The sequence below is a fragment of the Candidatus Paracaedibacter acanthamoebae genome, assembly GCF_000742835.1.
In the GTDB taxonomy this organism is placed as follows: Bacteria; Pseudomonadota; Alphaproteobacteria; order Paracaedibacterales; family Paracaedibacteraceae; genus Paracaedibacter; species Paracaedibacter acanthamoebae.
In genome coordinates, this window is sequence record NZ_CP008941.1 from 698,789 (window position 1) to 718,322 (window position 19,534).

Annotated in this window: 17 protein-coding genes and 1 tRNA gene; 4 read left to right on the plus strand and 14 right to left on the minus strand. The window is 41.8% G+C overall.

Annotated elements, in window-relative coordinates:
• Positions 1 to 1,266: a Y-family DNA polymerase gene (locus tag ID47_RS03170; protein WP_038463770.1), complete on the plus strand. Its 1,266-nt coding sequence runs from the start codon at positions 1 to 3 to the stop codon at positions 1,264 to 1,266.
• A gap of 23 nt (positions 1,267 to 1,289) precedes the next feature.
• Here ID47_RS03170 and ID47_RS03175 read toward each other — a convergent pair whose 3' ends face one another.
• Genes ID47_RS03175 through ID47_RS03195 form a run of 5 tightly spaced genes read right to left on the minus strand, consistent with a single transcriptional unit; the run spans position 1,290 to position 6,320 of the window.
• Complete coding sequence (locus ID47_RS03175; RefSeq protein WP_084675892.1) at positions 1,290 to 2,852, minus strand: UDP-N-acetylmuramoyl-L-alanyl-D-glutamate--2,6-diaminopimelate ligase; 1,563 nt, start codon at positions 2,850 to 2,852, stop codon at positions 1,290 to 1,292.
• The gene (locus ID47_RS03180) at positions 2,794 to 4,533 is read right to left on the minus strand and encodes a peptidoglycan D,D-transpeptidase FtsI family protein (protein ID WP_051908501.1); all 1,740 of its coding nucleotides are present in this window, start codon (positions 4,531 to 4,533) and stop codon (positions 2,794 to 2,796) included. Before ID47_RS03180 ends, ID47_RS03175 begins: the two co-directional genes overlap by 59 nt.
• Before the next feature lie 5 nt (positions 4,534 to 4,538).
• Positions 4,539 to 4,943, minus strand: a complete 405-nt coding sequence (ftsL, locus tag ID47_RS03185; protein ID WP_051908503.1) for a cell division protein FtsL — start codon at positions 4,941 to 4,943, stop codon at positions 4,539 to 4,541.
• Complete coding sequence (gene rsmH, locus ID47_RS03190; RefSeq protein WP_051908506.1) at positions 4,936 to 5,883, minus strand: 16S rRNA (cytosine(1402)-N(4))-methyltransferase RsmH; 948 nt, start codon at positions 5,881 to 5,883, stop codon at positions 4,936 to 4,938. Before rsmH ends, ftsL begins: the two co-directional genes overlap by 8 nt.
• Positions 5,880 to 6,320 carry a division/cell wall cluster transcriptional repressor MraZ gene (locus ID47_RS03195; RefSeq protein WP_038463778.1) on the minus strand — a complete coding sequence of 147 codons (441 nt, stop codon included), beginning with the start codon at positions 6,318 to 6,320 and terminating at the stop codon, positions 5,880 to 5,882. The genes rsmH and ID47_RS03195 overlap by 4 nt, the downstream gene beginning before the upstream one ends.
• Before the next feature lie 230 nt (positions 6,321 to 6,550).
• Here ID47_RS03195 and ID47_RS03200 point away from each other — a divergent pair.
• A tRNA-Glu gene (locus ID47_RS03200) sits at positions 6,551 to 6,626 on the plus strand.
• A 622-nt stretch (positions 6,627 to 7,248) separates the two neighbouring features.
• On the opposite strand, the gene ID47_RS03205 is transcribed toward ID47_RS03200, so the two are convergent.
• The 9 genes from ID47_RS03205 to ID47_RS03240 form a co-directional block, all read right to left on the minus strand.
• Complete coding sequence (locus ID47_RS03205) at positions 7,249 to 9,006, minus strand: DUF885 family protein (protein ID WP_038463781.1); 1,758 nt, start codon at positions 9,004 to 9,006, stop codon at positions 7,249 to 7,251.
• Positions 9,007 to 9,047: 41 nt separating this feature from the next.
• Positions 9,048 to 10,187 carry a serpin family protein gene (locus tag ID47_RS03210; RefSeq protein ID WP_038463784.1) on the minus strand — a complete coding sequence of 380 codons (1,140 nt, stop codon included), beginning with the start codon at positions 10,185 to 10,187 and terminating at the stop codon, positions 9,048 to 9,050.
• 251 nt (positions 10,188 to 10,438) lie between these two features.
• Positions 10,439 to 10,627 carry a hypothetical protein gene (locus ID47_RS03215; protein WP_038463787.1) on the minus strand — a complete coding sequence of 63 codons (189 nt, stop codon included), beginning with the start codon at positions 10,625 to 10,627 and terminating at the stop codon, positions 10,439 to 10,441.
• 16 nt (positions 10,628 to 10,643) lie between these two features.
• Complete coding sequence (locus ID47_RS03220) at positions 10,644 to 12,038, minus strand: porin (protein ID WP_038463790.1); 1,395 nt, start codon at positions 12,036 to 12,038, stop codon at positions 10,644 to 10,646.
• 87 nt (positions 12,039 to 12,125) lie between these two features.
• Positions 12,126 to 13,502: a leucyl aminopeptidase family protein gene (locus ID47_RS03225; RefSeq protein WP_051908507.1), complete on the minus strand. Its 1,377-nt coding sequence runs from the start codon at positions 13,500 to 13,502 to the stop codon at positions 12,126 to 12,128.
• Positions 13,503 to 13,595: 93 nt separating this feature from the next.
• Positions 13,596 to 14,870 carry an AmpG family muropeptide MFS transporter gene (locus tag ID47_RS03230; protein ID WP_232223259.1) on the minus strand — a complete coding sequence of 425 codons (1,275 nt, stop codon included), beginning with the start codon at positions 14,868 to 14,870 and terminating at the stop codon, positions 13,596 to 13,598.
• Between the two features lie 376 nt (positions 14,871 to 15,246).
• On the minus strand, positions 15,247 to 15,384 hold the full coding sequence (locus ID47_RS12795) for a hypothetical protein (protein WP_156956629.1): 138 nt from the start codon (positions 15,382 to 15,384) through the stop codon (positions 15,247 to 15,249).
• Positions 15,385 to 15,458: 74 nt separating this feature from the next.
• Complete coding sequence (locus ID47_RS03235; RefSeq protein ID WP_038463793.1) at positions 15,459 to 16,133, minus strand: ABC transporter ATP-binding protein; 675 nt, start codon at positions 16,131 to 16,133, stop codon at positions 15,459 to 15,461.
• The gene (locus ID47_RS03240) at positions 16,130 to 17,392 is read right to left on the minus strand and encodes a lipoprotein-releasing ABC transporter permease subunit (protein ID WP_038463796.1); all 1,263 of its coding nucleotides are present in this window, start codon (positions 17,390 to 17,392) and stop codon (positions 16,130 to 16,132) included. The genes ID47_RS03235 and ID47_RS03240 overlap by 4 nt, the downstream gene beginning before the upstream one ends.
• Before the next feature lie 228 nt (positions 17,393 to 17,620).
• Here ID47_RS03240 and fabI point away from each other — a divergent pair, with 228 nt between their 5' ends.
• The gene (gene fabI / locus ID47_RS03245) at positions 17,621 to 18,430 is read left to right on the plus strand and encodes an enoyl-ACP reductase FabI (RefSeq protein WP_198022332.1); all 810 of its coding nucleotides are present in this window, start codon (positions 17,621 to 17,623) and stop codon (positions 18,428 to 18,430) included.
• A 6-nt stretch (positions 18,431 to 18,436) separates the two neighbouring features.
• Positions 18,437 to 19,522 carry a chorismate synthase gene (gene aroC, locus ID47_RS03250; RefSeq protein ID WP_038463799.1) on the plus strand — a complete coding sequence of 362 codons (1,086 nt, stop codon included), beginning with the start codon at positions 18,437 to 18,439 and terminating at the stop codon, positions 19,520 to 19,522.
• Positions 19,523 to 19,534 lie beyond the last annotated feature (12 nt).

Below are 19,534 nucleotides of genomic sequence, written 5' to 3' on the forward strand. Positions count from 1 at the left end.
ATGATTGGCTTGATTGATTGCAATAATTTCTTTGTTTCTTGTGAGCGAGTCTTTCGGCCTGACTTAGCCAAGAAACCTGTTATTGTTTTATCCAATAATGATGGGTGCGTTATTGCTCGATCGAATGAAGTTAAAGCCCTCGGAATTCCCATGGGAATTCCTTACTTTAAGGTACGCCATATCGTAGAACAGCATAATATTCAGCTATTTTCATCCAACTTTGCCCTTTACGGTGACTTGTCGGCGCGCGTCATGCAAACGCTCGAAAGTATTGTTCCTACTATTGAAGTTTACTCTGTTGATGAAGCCTTTCTTGATTTATCGAATATGGAAAACCTACCAGAATTTGGACAAAAGATCCGCAAAACGATTCATCAACATATCGGCATTCCGACAAGCTTAGGGATTGCTCCAACAAAAACATTGGCTAAAATTGCCAATCTGTATGCCAAAAAGAATAGCTTTCACAAGGGAGTCTGCATTCTTAGCTCAGAATCAGACATTATGAGTGCCTTGATGGGAATCCCTGTCAGAGACATCTGGGGAATTGGGCGGAAAATCAGCGAGTCCCTCCTCCGAGCCGGCATTCGCACGGGCTGGGATTTATATCAAGCTGATCGCTCTTGGATACGGCGCAAATATACAGTCACGGGAGAGCGATTATGGATGGAATTACATGGAATCCCTTGTCATACAATCGATGAGTCTCCCGCTACTCGAAAATCAATCCAAGTCACTCGCAGTTTCAGTAGTGGTGTCAGCACAATGGAAGAGCTCCGCCAGATTATTGCTGGTTATGCCTCAAGGGCTGGTGAAAAACTCAGACAATCACAGCAGCGTACACAAACTCTTATGGTGTATATTCGCACAAATAAATTCCGCCCCCAAGATCCACAAGTATTCCGAACGGGCACAATTACGCTTCCATTTCCTATCTATGACGATTTGGCCATCACCACCGCTGCGTGTAAAGTCTTAGAACAAATCTTCCTTCCCGGGTATAAATACATTAAGGCTGGGGTGATTTTGCTTGATTTCTACCCGCACAATACCATTCAGTTGGATTTATTTGCTCCTTCTCTTCCCCCTCAACGGGAAGAAAAAACATCTAATTTGGCCAAAGCCATGGACACTATTAATCGTCGGTATGGTCGTAGTACTATTGTCCATGGATCCTGCGGCCTAAATGTCAAATGGAAAGATCGTAAAGAACGCATCTCCCCAGCCTACACAACACGTTGGGATGATTTACTTGTCGTAAAATAAAGTCAGGTGTTTGAAGATAATAATTAGCGTGCTGAAGTCGTTTGCGATCTATTTGCAGCTTCATACTTTTGTAAGACCTTAGCAGCAACTTGACCATCATCAAAAGGAATTACTTCATCCTTTATTAATTGGCCAGTTTCATGGCCCTTCCCAGCAATCAACAAGATATCGCCTGTGTTAAGATTAGCAATTGCTTGTTCTATCGCTTGCTTGCGATCGCCAATATCTTTCCCACGCGGGCAGTTTGCCAACACTTGGGCTCGGATAAAGGAAGGATCCTCATGGCGCGGATTATCATCTGTCACAATAATAACGTCGGCAAAATCGTCAGCAATCTTGCCCATTAAAGAGCGCTTGAGAGCATCTCTATTGCCGCCACATCCAAAGACCACATGGAGGCGGTGTCCTTCTTTCACATGAAATCGCAAGGCTTGTAAGGCTCTCATAAGAGCATCAGGTGTATGGGCATAATCAACATAAACGGCGGCTCCATTAGATCTATGACCCACAAGTTCCATACGGCCTGGGGCACTTTTAATCCGAGGCACTGCTTTTAATATATCAGTTAGGGAATATCCCATTCCCATAATCATCCCTATAGCACATAAAATATTTTCAACCTGAAAGATCCCTGCCATAGCAATTTCTTGCTGACCATAATCTTTTGAATCAAAAACAAGGTTAAATTTAATTCGCCCAGATTCTAAATGAATTTTTGAAGCCACGAGATCTGCCGGGGCCCCCACAGCATAAGTGATGACACGCTTGTTTTTTTGGCGCAACATTAGGGCCAAAGACTTACCGTATGGACAGCCAACATTAATGGTAGCAGCCCTTCCATCCGCCAAAACTTCCGTGAAGAGTTTGATCTTCGCATCGAAGTAAGCCTCCATACTGTCATGGTAATCCAGGTGGTCCTGGGTTAAATTGGTAAAGCCAGCACTTCCCACCCGAACTTGGTGAAGTCTGTATTGATCCAACCCATGACTCGACGCTTCAAAGGCGAAATTATGAATGCCGCGACTGGCCAATTGATGTAACATTCGATGCAGCGACATGGCATCCGGAGTGGTTAGTTTTGGCACATTAATCAAAGAAGCTATCTCAGGCTGAGCGGTCAACTCTAATCCAACCGTTCCAAAACTAGCAGTAGTTTGACCCAATTCTCCCAGAATTTGTCGGATAAAAGTTATCACAGAACTTTTACCATTTGTTCCTGTTACGGCAAAAATATTATTGGGTTGAGTTGGATATAAATGGGCTGCCGCAACGGACAAGGCTTCCCGAGCATTTGCAACGACAATAAAAATTGTGGTGGGAAAATGTTGCCTTACTTTATCGTGAACAGAAGCCTCTAAGACAATAGCAGCCGCTTTATTTTTAATAGCAGCGCGAATATTATCAATGACAGTATCGCAAGTTATGGCAATAAACAGGTCACCAGCAGTTACTTGGCGGGAATCACTGATCACGCATTTGATATCTGATGATACTATAGAATTATCAGGTAAATTAGGCAGTATTTCTTTAATCTTCATGGCTGTCGACAACGGTATGGCGAATTGGGATGAATCCATAGTTATCATTTATAGCATCATTTTCTGTTGGTTGCACGCCCATTAGTGAGGCCAATCTCGTAATAATCTTGCCTGCTGTCGGGGCAGCATTCCACCCCCCTGTCGCATAGCCATGGGTATTCTTCGTGGGCTTAGGACTATCCAAGAATACAGCCACAATATATTGTGGGTTATCTTTTGGAAAGGCCCCTACGAAGGAGGTGATACGATCGACGTTATATCCCCGTCTACCTTGACTCTTGTGAGCTGTTCCTGTCTTGCCAATAACTTCATAGCCGGGAACATTAGCTTTTTTAGCAGTCCCCTCCTGAACCACAAGACGCATTAAGTCACGAATTGTTGCAGAGGTCCTTTCTGAGACAATTCTATGCTCTCCCTCACTCCGCAGCACACAATCATCCATCCGCTTTAAAAGGGTTGCAGAGTACTTACGGTATCCTTTGATAACAGCGCGCACTGCATCTACTAACATTAAGGGACTTACGGCAATCCCATATCCATACGATAAGGTCATTGTGGTCACATCTGACCAATGGTGGGGCGGCAGCAAAGGTGCTCCAATTTCTGGAAGCTCTAGTTTAGGTGTTTTTAACAACCCCAACTTTTGGAAATACTCCCGCTGAAGGCGGCTTCCAAAATCTAAAGCCATCTTAGCTGAACCAATATTAGAGGAATAAACAAACACTTCACGGACATCTAAAGGACGATTTTTTCCTTTAAAATCTGTGATTGATTTTGATCCCACCTTAATCGGCGTAGTAGCATCATAAATACTATTAATTCGAGCCCGCCCACTATCCAAAGCAATCGCCGTATTGAAAACCTTGAAAATAGAACCACATTCATAAATTCCTAAGGTATTCCGATTAAAGGTGGTATTAACTAAATTTTGATTGGGTAAGTTTGGATCAAAATCAGGCAAAGAAACCATCGCCAGAATCTCACCTTCGGCAGTCATGATAATGCAATTGGCCCCCTCCGCTGAAAACTCACGAATTGCATCTTGTAATTCTTCGCGAACTAAGTGCTGGACGCGCATATCAATCGATAACTGCAATGGCGTCCCTGCATCTTTACGCAAACGAGTATCAAAAAACTGTTCTACTCCGCCCAATCCATTGTTATCGATACCGCAATATCCTAACACATGGGAAACCAGATTGCCGTGCGGATAGACGCGCCGCTCATCGCGTTGCAAATAAACACCAGGTATACCTAAGTTATTGATTTCATTTTGTAATTTTGGTGAAATGTGACGGACAACCCAAATAAAACCACGTTCTGATTTAAGTCTTTTCAGTAAGGTTTCATATTTTAATTCAGGAATAACTTTATGGATCTTAAGGGCAGCCTCTTCGGCGTTAATAATGACTTTTGGATTTGCATAAACAGATCCAGTTACTAAGTGAGTTGCCAAAATTTCACCGTTACGATCGATAATATCTGCCCGATTTGATAAAAGTTGTTCTACACGCGTAATTGTCGATTCTGTTTCGGGAGAATGACCTTGAAAAATCATAACATCCACCAAGCGGACACCAATAACCATAAAGGCCAATAAGAAAATTCCCCCCATAGCTAAGGTTCGGTTCCGCGCCGCCTCAAGAATCTTATGATCATGCATAAGTTTTTGCCAAGAATTCAAGTGATACGTCAAAAACTCAAGAGGGCGGCTAATAAAACGCTTCATAATACCTAACGTTTCCCTCTTCGCGTTGGACTAAAGGAGATTTCTTTAATGGCTTCATCAAGAATCATATCCAGTTCAGAATCAGGATTTTTAGGGGTTGGTGTAGCAGCCGAAACCGCAAACTGTACTGCGCCTTGATAAGACTTAGGAATTCTTTTAAAGGATACCAGTTGTTTTGGCGTTACTGTATCAACATCCAGGTGCTTTCTAGCCATGCTTTGTAAAGATGAAGGATTGGTTAGGTGCGCCCACTCTGCTTTTAGGACAGAGACTGACTCTTCGCTTAACCTAATATTGCGATTTAATTGTCGATATTCACTTTCCAAAGTCATCATTTCATACTTCAATTGGAACAATCCAAACCCGATAGCTGCCGTTAATAGACCAACGACGAGTGTGCTCTTACGCATCTGTTCCTCCTTGTTGTCCAGAAGGCAGGCGCACAGCTGCACGCAATCGCGCAGATCTAGACCGTGGATTGACTGAGATTTCTGACTCCGACGGGGCGACGCCCTTAGGATAGAGATCAAAAAAACTTGGCGGAGAGGGTGCTTTCTCTCCGGGTAATAATCTCGACTGTTTGTGTTTACGAACAGCTTTTTCGCGCAAGAAACTTTTCACTATTCTATCTTCTAAAGAGTGAAAAGTGACTGCAACAAGCCGCCCATCAGCACGAAGAAAATCTTCAGCGAACTTTAAACCACGTTCAATCTCTATTAACTCATTATTTACCTTTATACGCAAGGCTTGAAATGTTAATGTGGCGGGATGTTGCGCATCTGGTCGGCCACCAAGCTTTGATTTTATTAGGTTGGCAAGCTCTAACGTGGTTTGAATGGGCTTAACCTTTCTTAATTCCACAATGGCCCGCGCGATGCGGCGTGATCGATGTTCCTCCCCATATGTATAAATAATATTGGCAAGATCTTCTTCGTCATAAGTGTTGACGATATCGGCTGCACTCTCGCCATCGTCGGACATACGCATATCCAACGGCCCATCAAAGCGGAAAGAAAACCCCCGGTCGGGCGTATCAATTTGATAAGACGACACACCAAAATCAAAAACGACACCATCAATTTGGTCAAACTGACTTTGAGCCATCAAGGTTGGCAAGCTGGAAAATACGCCGTGAAAGACGTGGAGACGATCAGGATATTCCTTTTGAAGGTCGCATGCACGGGCTATAGCTGCCGGATCCCGATCCACAGCAATTACCTGGCAATCAGCCTTGTTGAGAATGGCCCGCGTATACCCGCCACCACCAAAGGTACCATCAACATACACAGCACCATCCCTTACCGCGAGTGCATCAAGCATTTCATTTAATAGAACTGGGATATGACTCATCCCTGCCCTCCTTGCTGGCATAATAAGCGCTGACGACGTTGTTCATGATCAGCCGCAAATGCTGTAGGGCACCATAATTCAAATGTTGGCCCCCGGCCCACAAAAGTTACTTGTTCTTGAATTGCCGCATGCTGTAACAAATCTTCAGGGATGGACACGCGTCCCTCAGCATCAAACGATAGCATTCTTGCCTCAGCAAACATCATAGCAGTGTAGTCATGATTTGCACTGGGTATAAAATCGCCTGTTTCGAGCTGTTCACTTAAACGATTAAGGCGATCAACTCCACATCCATCGATGACAGGGCGGTTTAATGACCTAAAAAGAACTATTCCTTGAAAGCTCTGGTTAGATAAAACCGTACGAAAAGGCGCCGGAATCGAAACTCGTCCTTTTTTGTCTATTTTATTCGTAAATGTGGATAGAAATAACGCCACGTGTCCCTCCATTTTCAACATATCATGGGAATATATGGGATACAATGGGATTTTATGGGTATTAATGGGAGGTTAACAGGAAAATACTTCTAAAATTCCTTTTTTCTGAAATGAACTGAGTAGGATAAGATTTTCAATAAGGTGGTGGCCGGCGGGTATCTTTTTTAGTAACACTTAACAATTCGCTTGCATTGGGCTATAAAAAACCCTATATATTGCATATATTACATGTCTCCTTCGTCTAGAGGCCTAGGACACCGCCCTCTCACGGCGGCAACACGGGTTCGAATCCCGTAGGAGACGCCACCCTTTCCAAAATCTTCTTTATAATTTTTTGAATAGACTTAATAGGTTATGAGCAGTTTTCCTTTTCCTACAACCTTTTAATATAGTCGAGTTTACAGTATCTGGAAGTGACAGATTAATTGGATGGAAGTCTTTAACTATAAATAGTTCCCTGGAAGTCTTATCGCTAAGAAGCAGTTCTTTAACTACCAGCTTACAAAATAGAAGATACTAATATAAAAATTGCGAGAAAATATTGGTGCTTTATCAACTTCAGGATATTGAATTCTTATCCAAGCTGAAAAGGCTAAACTTGAATAAATGGGTAAGTTTAGAAGAACTGCGTAAGGTTGTGAGTAACCTTAAAGACCTCTTGAAATAAAATTAGGTTACAGAGATCTTCTATGTTAGCAAGGGAGAAATTTTAAAAGAATTGAGAGAATATGAGGATATTAGCACAGCTAATACTTAAAATGATTTTTGACAGCATTGATTCTCCTAAGCCTTTTTATATTTTTAATTACCTCTAGCTACTAAAACATTTACAGTAGAAATTAAAGTTAAAAAACGTAAAAAATTTAATCTTAATAATAAGAAAGGATAGGCGTCATCAACAGTAAGGGCAAGAAACACCCTTTCTCTTTTACAACTCCGCCATTCTATTTTTAATTAAATCCGCATACAAATCTACCGGTAACAAACCAAAGGATAGAATTGCGTCATGAAATTTCTGCATTTTAAACATATCGCCCATCTCTCGACACAGCTTATCGCGTAAATCCATAATTTTGATGGCGCCATAGCGATAGGACGTTGCCTGGCCCGGAATTTGAAAACTATAACGTTTAGCCTCTGCCGTCGCCATAGAGTCAAAGCCAACTTTTTCTTTCATGAACTTAACCACATCATCAAATCCAATTTGCTGACTGTTCAATTGCGGATCGAGGAACATCCGACCAATGCGTAATAATTGATCTTTAAGAGCTGCCAGTTGAGATTCTAGCGGCATATAATCCGTCATCAAGTACTCCGCATAATGAGCCCATCCTTCAGCATTAGCTGAATTACTAGCAATAATAATCTCTATCAGATTGAGCTTTCCCTCGAGATAAAGCTCTACCATACGGGAAAATTGCAAGTCATGCCCAGGCCGTCCTTCATGGACAATCAAGGGATCTGCTGTCATTGGACTTGAATTGCCTGCCAAATCACACAAAACAAATTCCGGCCAAACCGTTCCGGTATTACCAATAAAATTAGGAGTAATGACATGGGGCACTGGAAACGTCGCTTCTTCTGCAGCCGTCCCTACCCGCATCCGAATAGGTCGACCTGGCAACGTCATTAGGTTATCGCGCTTTATATATTCTTCCATTTGAGCTTGGGCCGCCTCATAGCGCTCCATAACCAATTTTGTATCGACTGAACGGGCTTCCTGTTCTAAAGCCAAAACTATTTTAGCAGGATCAGTTTCGCTCAATTCTCTATCCTGCGCAATTTGAAGTGCCAAATCCTGATAACGCTTATAATAAATATCCCAATCCTTTTTAGCGCGATCAATAAGCTGCTCCGGCGTATCGTAGACACCATAAAGCCTTAAATAAGTAAGATACAACTCCTGCGGTAAAAAGCTTTCCGCAGTGGCAGGGGGACGTAAAGTTGTGGTTACAAACTCCACATAGCGTTGAATCTGGGCTTGAAATTCACTAATCACGTCGGCATGACCATCACCAATTAAGGTTGGAAGTTCCTTTACAATAGCATCAAGCTTTTTAGAATCAATGATATCATCAAGCTGGCGAATAGAGGGATAAAGAATATCTGCGCCACTTTCGGAATATTGATTAATCAGACGTTTCAACTCTGCAATAGCACCATCAATAAAACTGAGAATGTCATCTCCTGGCATCACATAGAATTTAAACCGTTGAGCCACTACATCCGGTTTATACCCCTTAACAATAAGACTGTTTAAGTTTCCAAAAACAAATCCAATGGCGTCAATGGCATCTTGGGGATCCACAAGATTTGGGGGCATAAATAAGCTCACACGCCGATGCTGCTTATTTAAATCCATCATTTTAATATAGTCTTCAACGATTGAAATCGTTAACTCTATTTCGCGACGCTGCAAAATAGTTGCTTCCTTTAAAGCAGAACGGTGCTCATTAAGACTCGTTAATAAAGCTTCATATACCATCTTCCAAGTATCTGTAAAACCGATTGTCATGAGCGTCCCAACGGTCGCAAACTCAGACAAGCCTGCATCACATTTAACCTCAACGGGGCTGTGACTTAAGAAATCCATCGCAATGGCATTGCATATTTCCTGATTTGTTGTTGTGCTAGCTTTCCGGCCAGTCTCGTCGGCGGCATAGGTGATTGGAGTTAAATTTAGCATTGTTGCCCCTACTAACAAATTTAATAAAATGTTCCTCAATATTAATGTTTTTCTTCATCAGATGAAACTAAATTTGTTTTTAATCCAAAATTACGCTTGCTTGTATAATATGCAATCAAGCCATTCATATCTCTAATACTTCCAGTTAATATAATGTCTAGACTAGCAGATGTTCCCTGAACACAAGCAAAACTGAATGGTCTGTTAATTGTGATCTCTTTTATAGACTGCTTGACCATAGGCCCTACCCTATCAATCACAGCTGTTGGTGCTCCTCCTGTAATCCCTTGGTCATCCCATTCAATAGTGGCAACTTGCTTTGCTAAAGCTAATGTTAGACCTTTTATGTTGGGCTTAAGAATCGAAATTTCGGAAGATAAAGTTTTTATGAGGTCATGCGTTGAAGTAACATATCCATTTGGGATTGTCAGCATAACTTGCTGCTGAACCTTATTTTGCTGATAATGAAAAATTTCAGACAATGTTAAAGGACTTGTTATATAGCCATTTTTGGCTAGTTTAAAGATCATGCTTAAGTCGTGTTCACTTGTCTCTAATTCCACAAAGTATGACTGATCTGACTCATAAAAATAACAACCAACAGAACCATAACTTGCCCTTACATTAAAAACAGTTGCGTCAGAAAATTTAAACGATAGCGCCTCGGCTTTCTTTTTTAACGGATATTTCCAGGCAGTTCCGACAATAACTGTATTCAGTAAAACTAACTCAGCATTTGCAGGCACATCGGTGACCTGAATAATTTCGCTGACAAGACCTTGCGTTTCATCTTCTATGGTTTTATTGACGAGGCTTGCTGTTTCAGCTGCGTTTGAAAAATTAGTTTTCAATACAATATTTTCTACATCCATGAGTTGTTTTAGCATGGGTTCTTTTAGAGAAATTGCATTATCTAAAATAATATAGGAGAGGCATTCAATTGCTGGTGATAATTCTTTTGGACCTTTATCCGATTGCTCTAAGGATACTTGCGGGTCTTTTTTTATAGCGGGAAAAATTAATTGAAGGGCTTTTAAAGTTTTAGATGCCCCAAGTGGGCTAAAAATATAATTTCTATCTTGTTCTGATGGTATTAAATCAAGGGAGCCATCTTCCCCCGATAATGGTTCACGAGCACAGCACGTTGCTATTATAGTCAAGGGTACAAGGATTTGTTTCATTATAGTTTCCTTTCTTTAAACTCAGGTTTTGTGTTGTTAAAGCTCCTATAAGGGTGATGGGATTACTTTGAAAGTACCTTACAAATTCACGAGGACTTTGCAGGGGACTTACCTCTCCCTGCTGATCCAACATAGATCTAATGATCTACACTTAAGTTCCAAAAATAAGTCAACTACAGCTGCACAATCTATTTATCTTAAGGGGATTGTGGCTTGATGGACTAAAACTCTAATATAAGAAACGGCGTTGGCTATTTAGTCGACCGTGCCGTTGCTTTAGTTGCATCCGCTGATTCACAAACACATTCATCCGATGCATAAAGGGTTAAGGTTCCATCCTCCCCGGAAAACAATCCCTTCCCCTCTTTTATAGCATTAGGCTCTGGCAGCAATTCAGGCTTATAATTCCCTGAACATGCAACCAGGCTTATAGTCGCCATTAAGATAAAGTAAACCTTAGAATTTGACACGGGTACCTACCAATACAACAACGGCATTTTTATAAGAGGCAAAAGGTTGTTCAAAATGGTATTCTCGCGCCGAAAAATAAACTTCTGTACCTGCGGAATCAAAATTCTGAACAATTGTAAGAGCATAACTCTTAGCTCTTTCATTATTTGCAAGATTGAGATTGGTTTCAAGCAATGTATTCGCTTTAGAATAACCCCAATCAATGGCAAAAGCGGTTTTTCCACAATTGATAAACTTAGTCTGATAACCTGCTTTCAGGAACCAGAAAGTTGCTTGTTTGCGTTTTAGCTGTTTAACAGCTGACTTCATACGATATTTTTCAATACCGCCCGCTGCCCCAAAACTAAATCCATTATTATAGATTGCAAAGGACCCATGATAGGTATGATGACAGCGTGATTGAGTAGCATTATTGACGGTAACCGTGCTAAATGGCTGATAGGTATGAGCAATTGCAGCACCGACTTTGGTTTTTCCAAATTTAGCAGCGTATTTAATACTTTGGTCAGACTGATCGCCGTTTGTATGAGTTAATCCAATGACCACTCCTTTAAAAGATGGAGAATCATAACGAATCCGATTGGCCCGTTGCAAACCATCCATATTTCTGAATGCATCAGAGGCAATTCTCTGATTGGCTGATGTCCGCAACTTTTTGTTATAGAATCTAAAACCACCTAAATTATTAGAGGCTTCGGAGGCATTACTGATTGCCGTTGTTCCAGAGAAATCAACTTCGGAAACTCCGTCACTTGAAGTCGATCCTTTACCAATAAATAATGTACCAAAGGTGTCATGCTTAAAAACAGCCTCGAGCCTGCGGTTACGCACAATTGGACTCGTATCACCATAAGCCGAGCCTATGGGCGCAGACCCAATATCTGCATCAGCAGCAGCAGATTGAACTCCATCTGTTAACTCAGTTTCGATCACAGCCTGAATTTGAAATTTGGAGTTAATGTTAGATTGACCTGTAATATTGACGCGACTAGAACTTGCCGTGGAATCTAAATGCTCAATGCGACTCTGGTTGCCGTTATTGCGATAAGCAACAAAACGGTTAATTTGGCCACTTAACTTAACAGAACTTTTAGGATTGCCAGAAGTTACAAGTGACTTTGGAAGCTTTTCTGGGACCAAGGCCGGCTTAGGCTCCCTAAGAGCGCTCTCTTCAAGTTTCTTAATTTTAGTTTCAAGTTTGGCGAGACGAGTCTGAGTCCTATAGTCTGGCGAATAATTTGGAGCAGCATCGCGTTTTGGTTTTACAATTTTAGCCTGATGAGGTGCACACTTTACTTTCTTTTTGCACTTTTTAGCCTCGGCAGAAAAGGGGATACATACTGTCACCGTGACCAAAAAGTACTTAATAAAATTGTTCATCAAAAATGCCAGCTATAACGTCTATGAATACAATTTTATTAAAAATAAGTTAATTTCGCAAACTTTATTGATGAATAGTTAATAAACTTAGGCTTGCTCAAGAAGATTGGAAATAAACTTAAAAGCTGGTAGTAGGCCCATAGCCTCCCCCCCTTCTGGCTTGCCGGGGGTTGAAGATAAGTTCCATGCCATGTGATCAATGTGGATCCAATTGATGTCTTTTTCAACAAACTGCTCTAGGAATAATGCTGCCACTATCGCCCCACCATAGGACGACTTACCTGTACTGCTCAGATCGGCGATGGGTGATTTTAATAATTTTACATACGGTTTATGCAAGGGCATTGGCCACAAGGGTTCTTGCATTTCACAACCTGCTGCAAGCAAAGCATCAGAAATTTCTTGGTTATTGCTAAAAACTGCAGGCAGCTCTGTCCCAAGAGCAATGCGGGCAGCTCCGGTTAAAGTCGCAAAATCAATAACCAGATCTGGCTTGCTTTGACAAGCTTCGTACAATGCATCACAGAGAATTAAGCGTCCTTCAGCATCAGTATTCCCAATTTCAACAGTTAGCCCTTTACGCGTTTTAATGATATCCATAGGATGCATAGCATTGCCACTGACGGCATTTTCAACAGCGGGAATCAACAGATGTAAGGAGATAGGCAAATTGAGTTTCATAATCATCATGGCAAGCGCTAATGCATGGGCAGCACCCCCCATATCCTTTTTCATCATAAACATTCCAGCCGACGGCTTAATATCCAGCCCACCGGAATCAAAGCATACCCCCTTGCCCACAATGGCAATTGATTTTTTAGCCTGAGGATGGGACCATCGCAAATCTATAAGACGTGGGGCAATTTCTGCAGCTTTCCCCACTGTGTGGATTGCAGGAAATTCGTGCTGCAATTCGTCACCTAAAATAATCTTGAGCTGCGCCCCAAAGTTAGCCGTCGCCGTTTTAACAGCATCCGCTAGGGTGACAGGCGTCAAATCGCAGGCCGGAGTATTGATTAGATCCCGCACTAAAGTTATAGCGTCTTTTGCAGTTTCAACCCAATTTCTGTTAACTGCAGACGGCCAAACTAAAATGACCTGCTTTTTGTTCTTTTGTTCTTTATACCGGGTAAACTGATAGGATGCCAATGCCCAAGTTAAGCATGCTAAGCTTTGATCAAGATCACCCCAATCATCAATTTGGTAAGTACCACTCGGTAGCTTACCAGCAAGACTAGCGAATTGCCACGGTGTCTCATCAAGCCCCCAGAAAATTTCGTCAATTTGGCCCTCACCATTCGGGACCAATAAGATTGATGAAGGCATTGCCTTAAACTCATGTTGCTCTACCCATGTCTGAACATAGAGTGGCCGATGTTTTAGAAGATCAGATAAGGTGGATGGATTACATAACCTTATTGGTGTGACTGTGCTAGCGGACTCAGTAAAGCAAGTGTTTAGCATTTTATAAAAAATAAAGGGACTTTATATTATATTGAATCTATATCTTAAATTTGTCATGCTTTTTTATGTTTTTTAGCTCTTTATTTTAAATATTCAAGCCCTGTTAGCCTGTTGAACATCGCTTTCTGATGAATCTGCCGTATCGGATAGAATACCATTTAACAGAATAACTGATGGTACCAGCGCTGCAAAACAGAACAAGAACAATACGGACCAAGACACTTGATCAGCAAGCCAGCCGGCCATAGCCGAGGTGCCCACACGGCACAAAGACCCAAATGAGTACAGTAATGTAAAATGCGATGCTGTATGTGGTTGGGTACATAACCCTGATAATAAAGCAATGAATATGGTTGATGTCATGCCCGAACACAAGCTTTCTGATCCAACTGTAATCATCAGAATGTTAGAGTCATGGCCACTTAGGCTTTGAATTGTAAACATTAAAGCAGAAACGGCCTGCAAGACAGCACACATAGTAGCTGACTGGTATATACCTAGACGTTGAATCATCAAGCCCCCAATTAACCCACCAATAACCATCAATGTAATACCAAAAAGCTTTGATACATTGGCAAATTCTAGCTTACTGAACCCCAAATCGCATAAAAAGGGAGCACTCATCGAATTCAAAACTGTGTCAGTCATCTTAAAAAAGAAAATAAAGGCCAGAATCATCCATAGCTTATCTTTATGAGCAAACTGACGAATGGGTAATATAAAAAATGAAGCCAATCTTTTAAGAAAATGATGCTGTCGGCCAGAAAAATCTGGCTTAACAATAGTTGTAGAAATTGGCTCAGGAATAATACAGGTAAGACCAAGAGAAAGAATGCTTAAGAATGCCATAATATGATAGGCATGCTGCCAGCTGAATATAGCAGCCAGGTAAAGAGCACCTGCTCCTGAAATTAACATTCCAAACCGAAAACCAATGGTTTCAAAAGCAGCAGCAGTTCCACAGTTTTTAGCCGATATTGTTTCAATTCGATAAGCATCAATGATAATATCTTGCGTTGCCGAAAAGACAGCAACCAAAGTAGCTGTTACGCCCAGCTGTAACAAATTTTCTGCAGGGCTACAAAATCCCATCGCAAACAAACTGAAGGTCAATAAAACTTGGGAGACTAATAACCACGACCGTCGCTTTCCCCACCGCTTTGTCAAAAACGGAATTCCTACATAATCGACCACCGGCGCCCAAATAAATTTAAAACTATAAGGTAAACTGACGATCATGAACAAGCCAATCGCCGTATTCGTGGCTCCGTCTTCAGCTAGCCAATAACTTAAGGTGGATAGAGTCAATAAAAAGGGAAGTCCACTTACAAACCCCAAAGCCAATATTCTAACAATCCGTATATCCACGCTTTGGAACAGATGATGAAGGGTTGCGAATGTTTTGCACTTCTTGATTATCAAGGATTAGCCTCAGCTTCGCGCTCGTAAGCCAGATTATATCAATTATTTCACAAGAGTGCTAAGGAAAAGTAAAAAATCTCAGCCATTCGTTCCTATATTTAAATAATTGAAGAATAGGCTTTAAGGGCACCTTCCCCGGTCTTGATCCCCAATCAAGTTGAGGACAGGCCCGGGGTCTCGAGATCATATAAGTGGTTGTTTGTCAGCGCGAGTTCCCGGCTCTTCGGCCGGGAAAAGAAAGTTTTTTGTAACTTTTTCACCAACCTCCTCCTTTTTCCGGACAAGCGCAGCACGATCTGGAATCTCGAAATCACATAAATCATCATTTATCAGCTAGAGTTTCCGGCGCTTCGGCCGGGAAAAGAAAGTTTTTTGTAACTTTTTCACCAACCTCCTCCTTTTTCCGGACAAGCGCAGCGCGATCCGGAATCTCGAAATCACATAAATCATCATTTGCCATCTCAAGTTCCCCGCTCTTCTGCCAGGAAAATGGCCTCTCTAAACAATAAGTACTCCCACCTTACGCTTACTTCTCTACACAAGCTGTCCTGCTTTAATTTCAATGATCCGGTCCATCTTTTTAGCCAAGTCAGAATTATGGGTTGCAATTAAAGCTGACATTCCTGTCTCCCGTACCAGCTGCATCATCTCACCAAAAACGATATCGGAAGTGGCATAGTCTAAATTGCCTGTCGGTTCATCAGCTAAGAGAATTTTAGGAGAATTTGCTAAAGCCCGCGCAATGGCTACACGCTGTTGTTCCCCACCGGATAACTTTTTAGGACGGTGCTCTAATCTATGGGACAATCCAAGTTTAACGAGTAAATCTTTCGCCTTTAAACGCGCCTGCGCTGCAGACGTATTGGCTATAAGTTGAGGAACCATAACATTTTCAACAGCAGAGAACTCGGGTAATAAATGATGGAATTGATACACAAATCCAACATAGCGATTCCGTAAATGAGTTCGTTCCGTATCGGATAACTGCACTGTATCTTTACCAGCCATAATAACGCGACCGGTGGTGGGTGGCTCTAGTAATCCCGCAATCTGCAACAAGGTAGATTTACCTGCTCCACTATGCCCGACTAACGCCACAATTTCTCCACTTTGAATTTGAAAATTAATGTTTTTTAGAATCTCTAAAGTTTCCTCTGCTTGCTCAAAAGTTCGGGTGATAGAATCTAAAATTAATGTTGTTTGGGTCATTGTCTCAAAGCCTCCACGGGATCAAGGCGCGCCGCTCGCCAGGATGGGTACAGGGTCGATAGGAAAGTAAGAATTAATGCTGTTACAACTGTGATGGTTACATCAAGTGGATCAAGCTTACATGGAAGCTGTGTTAAAAAATAAATTTCTTCATTAAACAGATTGGTTCCTAGTAAAGACTGTAATCCCTGACGAATAGATTCAATATTTAAAGCAAATGCTAAGCCCACTGTCAGCCCCAAAGCCGTACCAACTAACCCCAAGGTTGATCCTGTTAAAAAGAAAATGCGCATCATACTTTTCTGGCTGGCACCCATGGTTCGCATAATCGCTATATCCCGAGTTTTATCTTTCACAAGCATAATCAAACTCGACAAAATATTGAAGGCAGCGATTAGAATAATAAGCGTCAAAATAATAAACATCACATTGCGTTCAACTTCGACAGCTTGAAACAAAGTATTGTTAGAGTTTTGCCAATCAAAAAGCTGATAGCCTTGACCAATCGTATTTTGAATCTGAAAGGATCGCTGACCAACCTTATCAGGATTATCCACAAACACATCCAAGTTTGTGACACCATCCCCCAAGCGGAAAAAAGATTGAGCCGATGCTAAGGGAATAAAAATAACGCCAGAATCATATTGAAAGACACCCGCCTTAAAAATTGCCGCGACTACAAAGGATTTTTGACGCGGTAAAGTTCCAAAAGCCGAGGCGGTTCCTTCTGGACTCATTAAACTGATTCGATCGCCAACAACAATACCAGTTTTGCGGGCAAGAGTAACACCAATAGCCACCGTTTCAGTTTTCACATCGTCATGTTCAAAAACACCAAATTGATCAAGGGTTCCATCCACAATATTATTCTTAATAAAATCGCGCTTCTTAAGATCTGCAGGGCGCATCCCATGCACCTGAACGCCGCGCGCTTGGGCACGATACATTAACATCGCCTGCCGTTCTATCTCCGGATAAACTTGGACTACGCCTTTAACCTTCCGCACAGCATCCGCCACCTTATCAAAATCATCAAAAGGACGATTGATCGCATTGATAGCCACATGGCCATTCATACCAATAATGCGTTGCAATAACTCTTGCCGAAAACCATTCATGACAGCCATGACGATGATTAGTGTTGCAACTCCCAAGGCAATGCCAATAAAAGAAAACCAAGCAATAACAGAAACAAAACCTTCTTGCCGTGATGATCGCAAGTATCGAAATGCAATCATCCGTTCAAATTTTGAAAACATAGTCATCTATCTTTAAAATTATTCTAACCAAATTATAAGGCAGGATTGACCATTTATGAAGCTAATAGTTGTCGGACATTAAGATTATGTATATTTTCCACATTTTTTAAATGACTATCTTAGACCGAAAACTCTTTCTTATCTCCCCCCACAATCAAACAAAAAAATCGACATAATTCGTCTAAACAGTTATACTAGATATAAAAATTAAATTTTAGGAATATGACAATGACAAAAACTGGATTAATGGCTGGTAAAAGAGGCGTCATTATGGGTGTGGCCAATGACCACTCTCTTGCTTGGGGAGTTTCTCAGGCTCTTGCCGCTCAAGGGGCGGAACTTGCGTTTACTTATCAAGGCGAAACTTTGATGAAGCGCGTCTCTCCTTTAGCAGCAGAACTTGGCTCTGATTTTATGATTGAATGCGACGTTTCGGTCGAGGGTGATATCGCCAAAGCGTTTGAAACAATTGGAAAAAAATGGGGCAAGGTTGACTTTGTTGTTCATGCCATTGCTTTTGCTGATAAAAACGAACTCAAAGGCAATTACCGCGACACCAGCCGCAGCAACTTCCTTAATTCGATGAATATTTCCTGTTATTCCTTCACAGAAACATGTCGAGAAGCTGCCAAATATATGAAAGAAGGCGGCTCCTTGCTAACCTTAACGTATTATGGTGCAGAAAAAGTCGTGCCTCATTATAATGTTATGGGTGTCGCTAAAGCAGCATTAGAAGCAAGCGTTCGCTATTTAGCAGCCGACTTAGGAACCGAGAGTATCCGCGTTAATGCTATTTCTGCAGGTCCAGTTAAAACTTTGGCTGCAGCCGGGATTGGTGATTTTCGCTACATCTTAAAATGGAATCAATTTAATTCTCCTTTGCGTCGTAACACCACTCTTGAGGATGTAGGGGGCGCCGGCGTTTACTTATTAAGTGATTTGGCTGCTGGTGTCACCGGGGAAATACACCATGTCGACAGCGGTTATAACATCATTGGTATGAAAGCAATTGATGCACCAGACATTACACTAGAGTAGTTTTCTATGCCCGGGAACACCATTGGACAAGCTTTTACTCTAACCACGTGGGGTGAGAGTCATGGTACAGCCATTGGGGGTGTCTTAGATGGTGTTCCTCCTGGCTTTCCTTTAGATATAAAGAAAATTCAACAAGCATTGGACCGTCGCAAACCAGGCGGACACCATAGATTAACCTCAGCTCGTCAAGAATCTGATCAAATTCATATTCTGTCTGGGGTGTACGAAGGTAAAACGTTAGGAACCCCTTTATCTTTTTTAATTTATAATACAGATCAACGGTCTGGCGATTACGATCCCTTTAAGAACATTTATCGTCCTGGCCATGCGGATTACAGTTACACCATGAAATATGGTCACGTGGATCACCGTGGAGGCGGACGCGCCTCAGCCCGTGAAACAGCCATACGAGTTGCCGCAGGCGCAATAGCCCACCAAATTCTGCAATTGTCTTTCCCCACCCTTCAAACAACAGCTGCCGTTATTCAGCTAGGAACTCAAAAACTTAGCTCAACCTGGCTGGGACATCCTTATCCGGAAAATCCTTTATTTTGCCCTGATGAAAAAAGTACACAATCATGGACTCCTTATCTGCAAGACATAAAGAATCAAGGACGATCAGTGGGCGCCTTAATTGAGGTTCACGTGAAGAATATGCCGTCTGGATTGGGAGAACCTGTCTATGACAAGCTAGATGCAGATCTTGCTAAAGCATTGATGAGTATTAACGCCGTTAAAGGTGTGGAAATCGGAGAGGGTTTTGGCTGTGTAACATCAGAAAACGGATATGATGAACTCTCAGCAGAGACGGCTTCAAAGCATCTGACTAATAAAGCTGGAGGAATTGTGGGCGGCATTTCGACCGGTCAGGACATTATTTGTCGAGTTGCTTTAAAACCTACAAGTTCGACGCCACAATCACGTAAAACGTTAACAAAAGATGAAATTCCTGTAGATGTCTCCATTACCGGCCGACATGATCCATGTGTTGGTATTCGGGCTGTTCCAATTGTGGAAGCCATGGTAAGTTTAGTTATTATGGATCATTTTCTAAGATGGCAAGGCCAGTGTGGCAGCAAATTTAGAAAATAGAGATCAGAACTA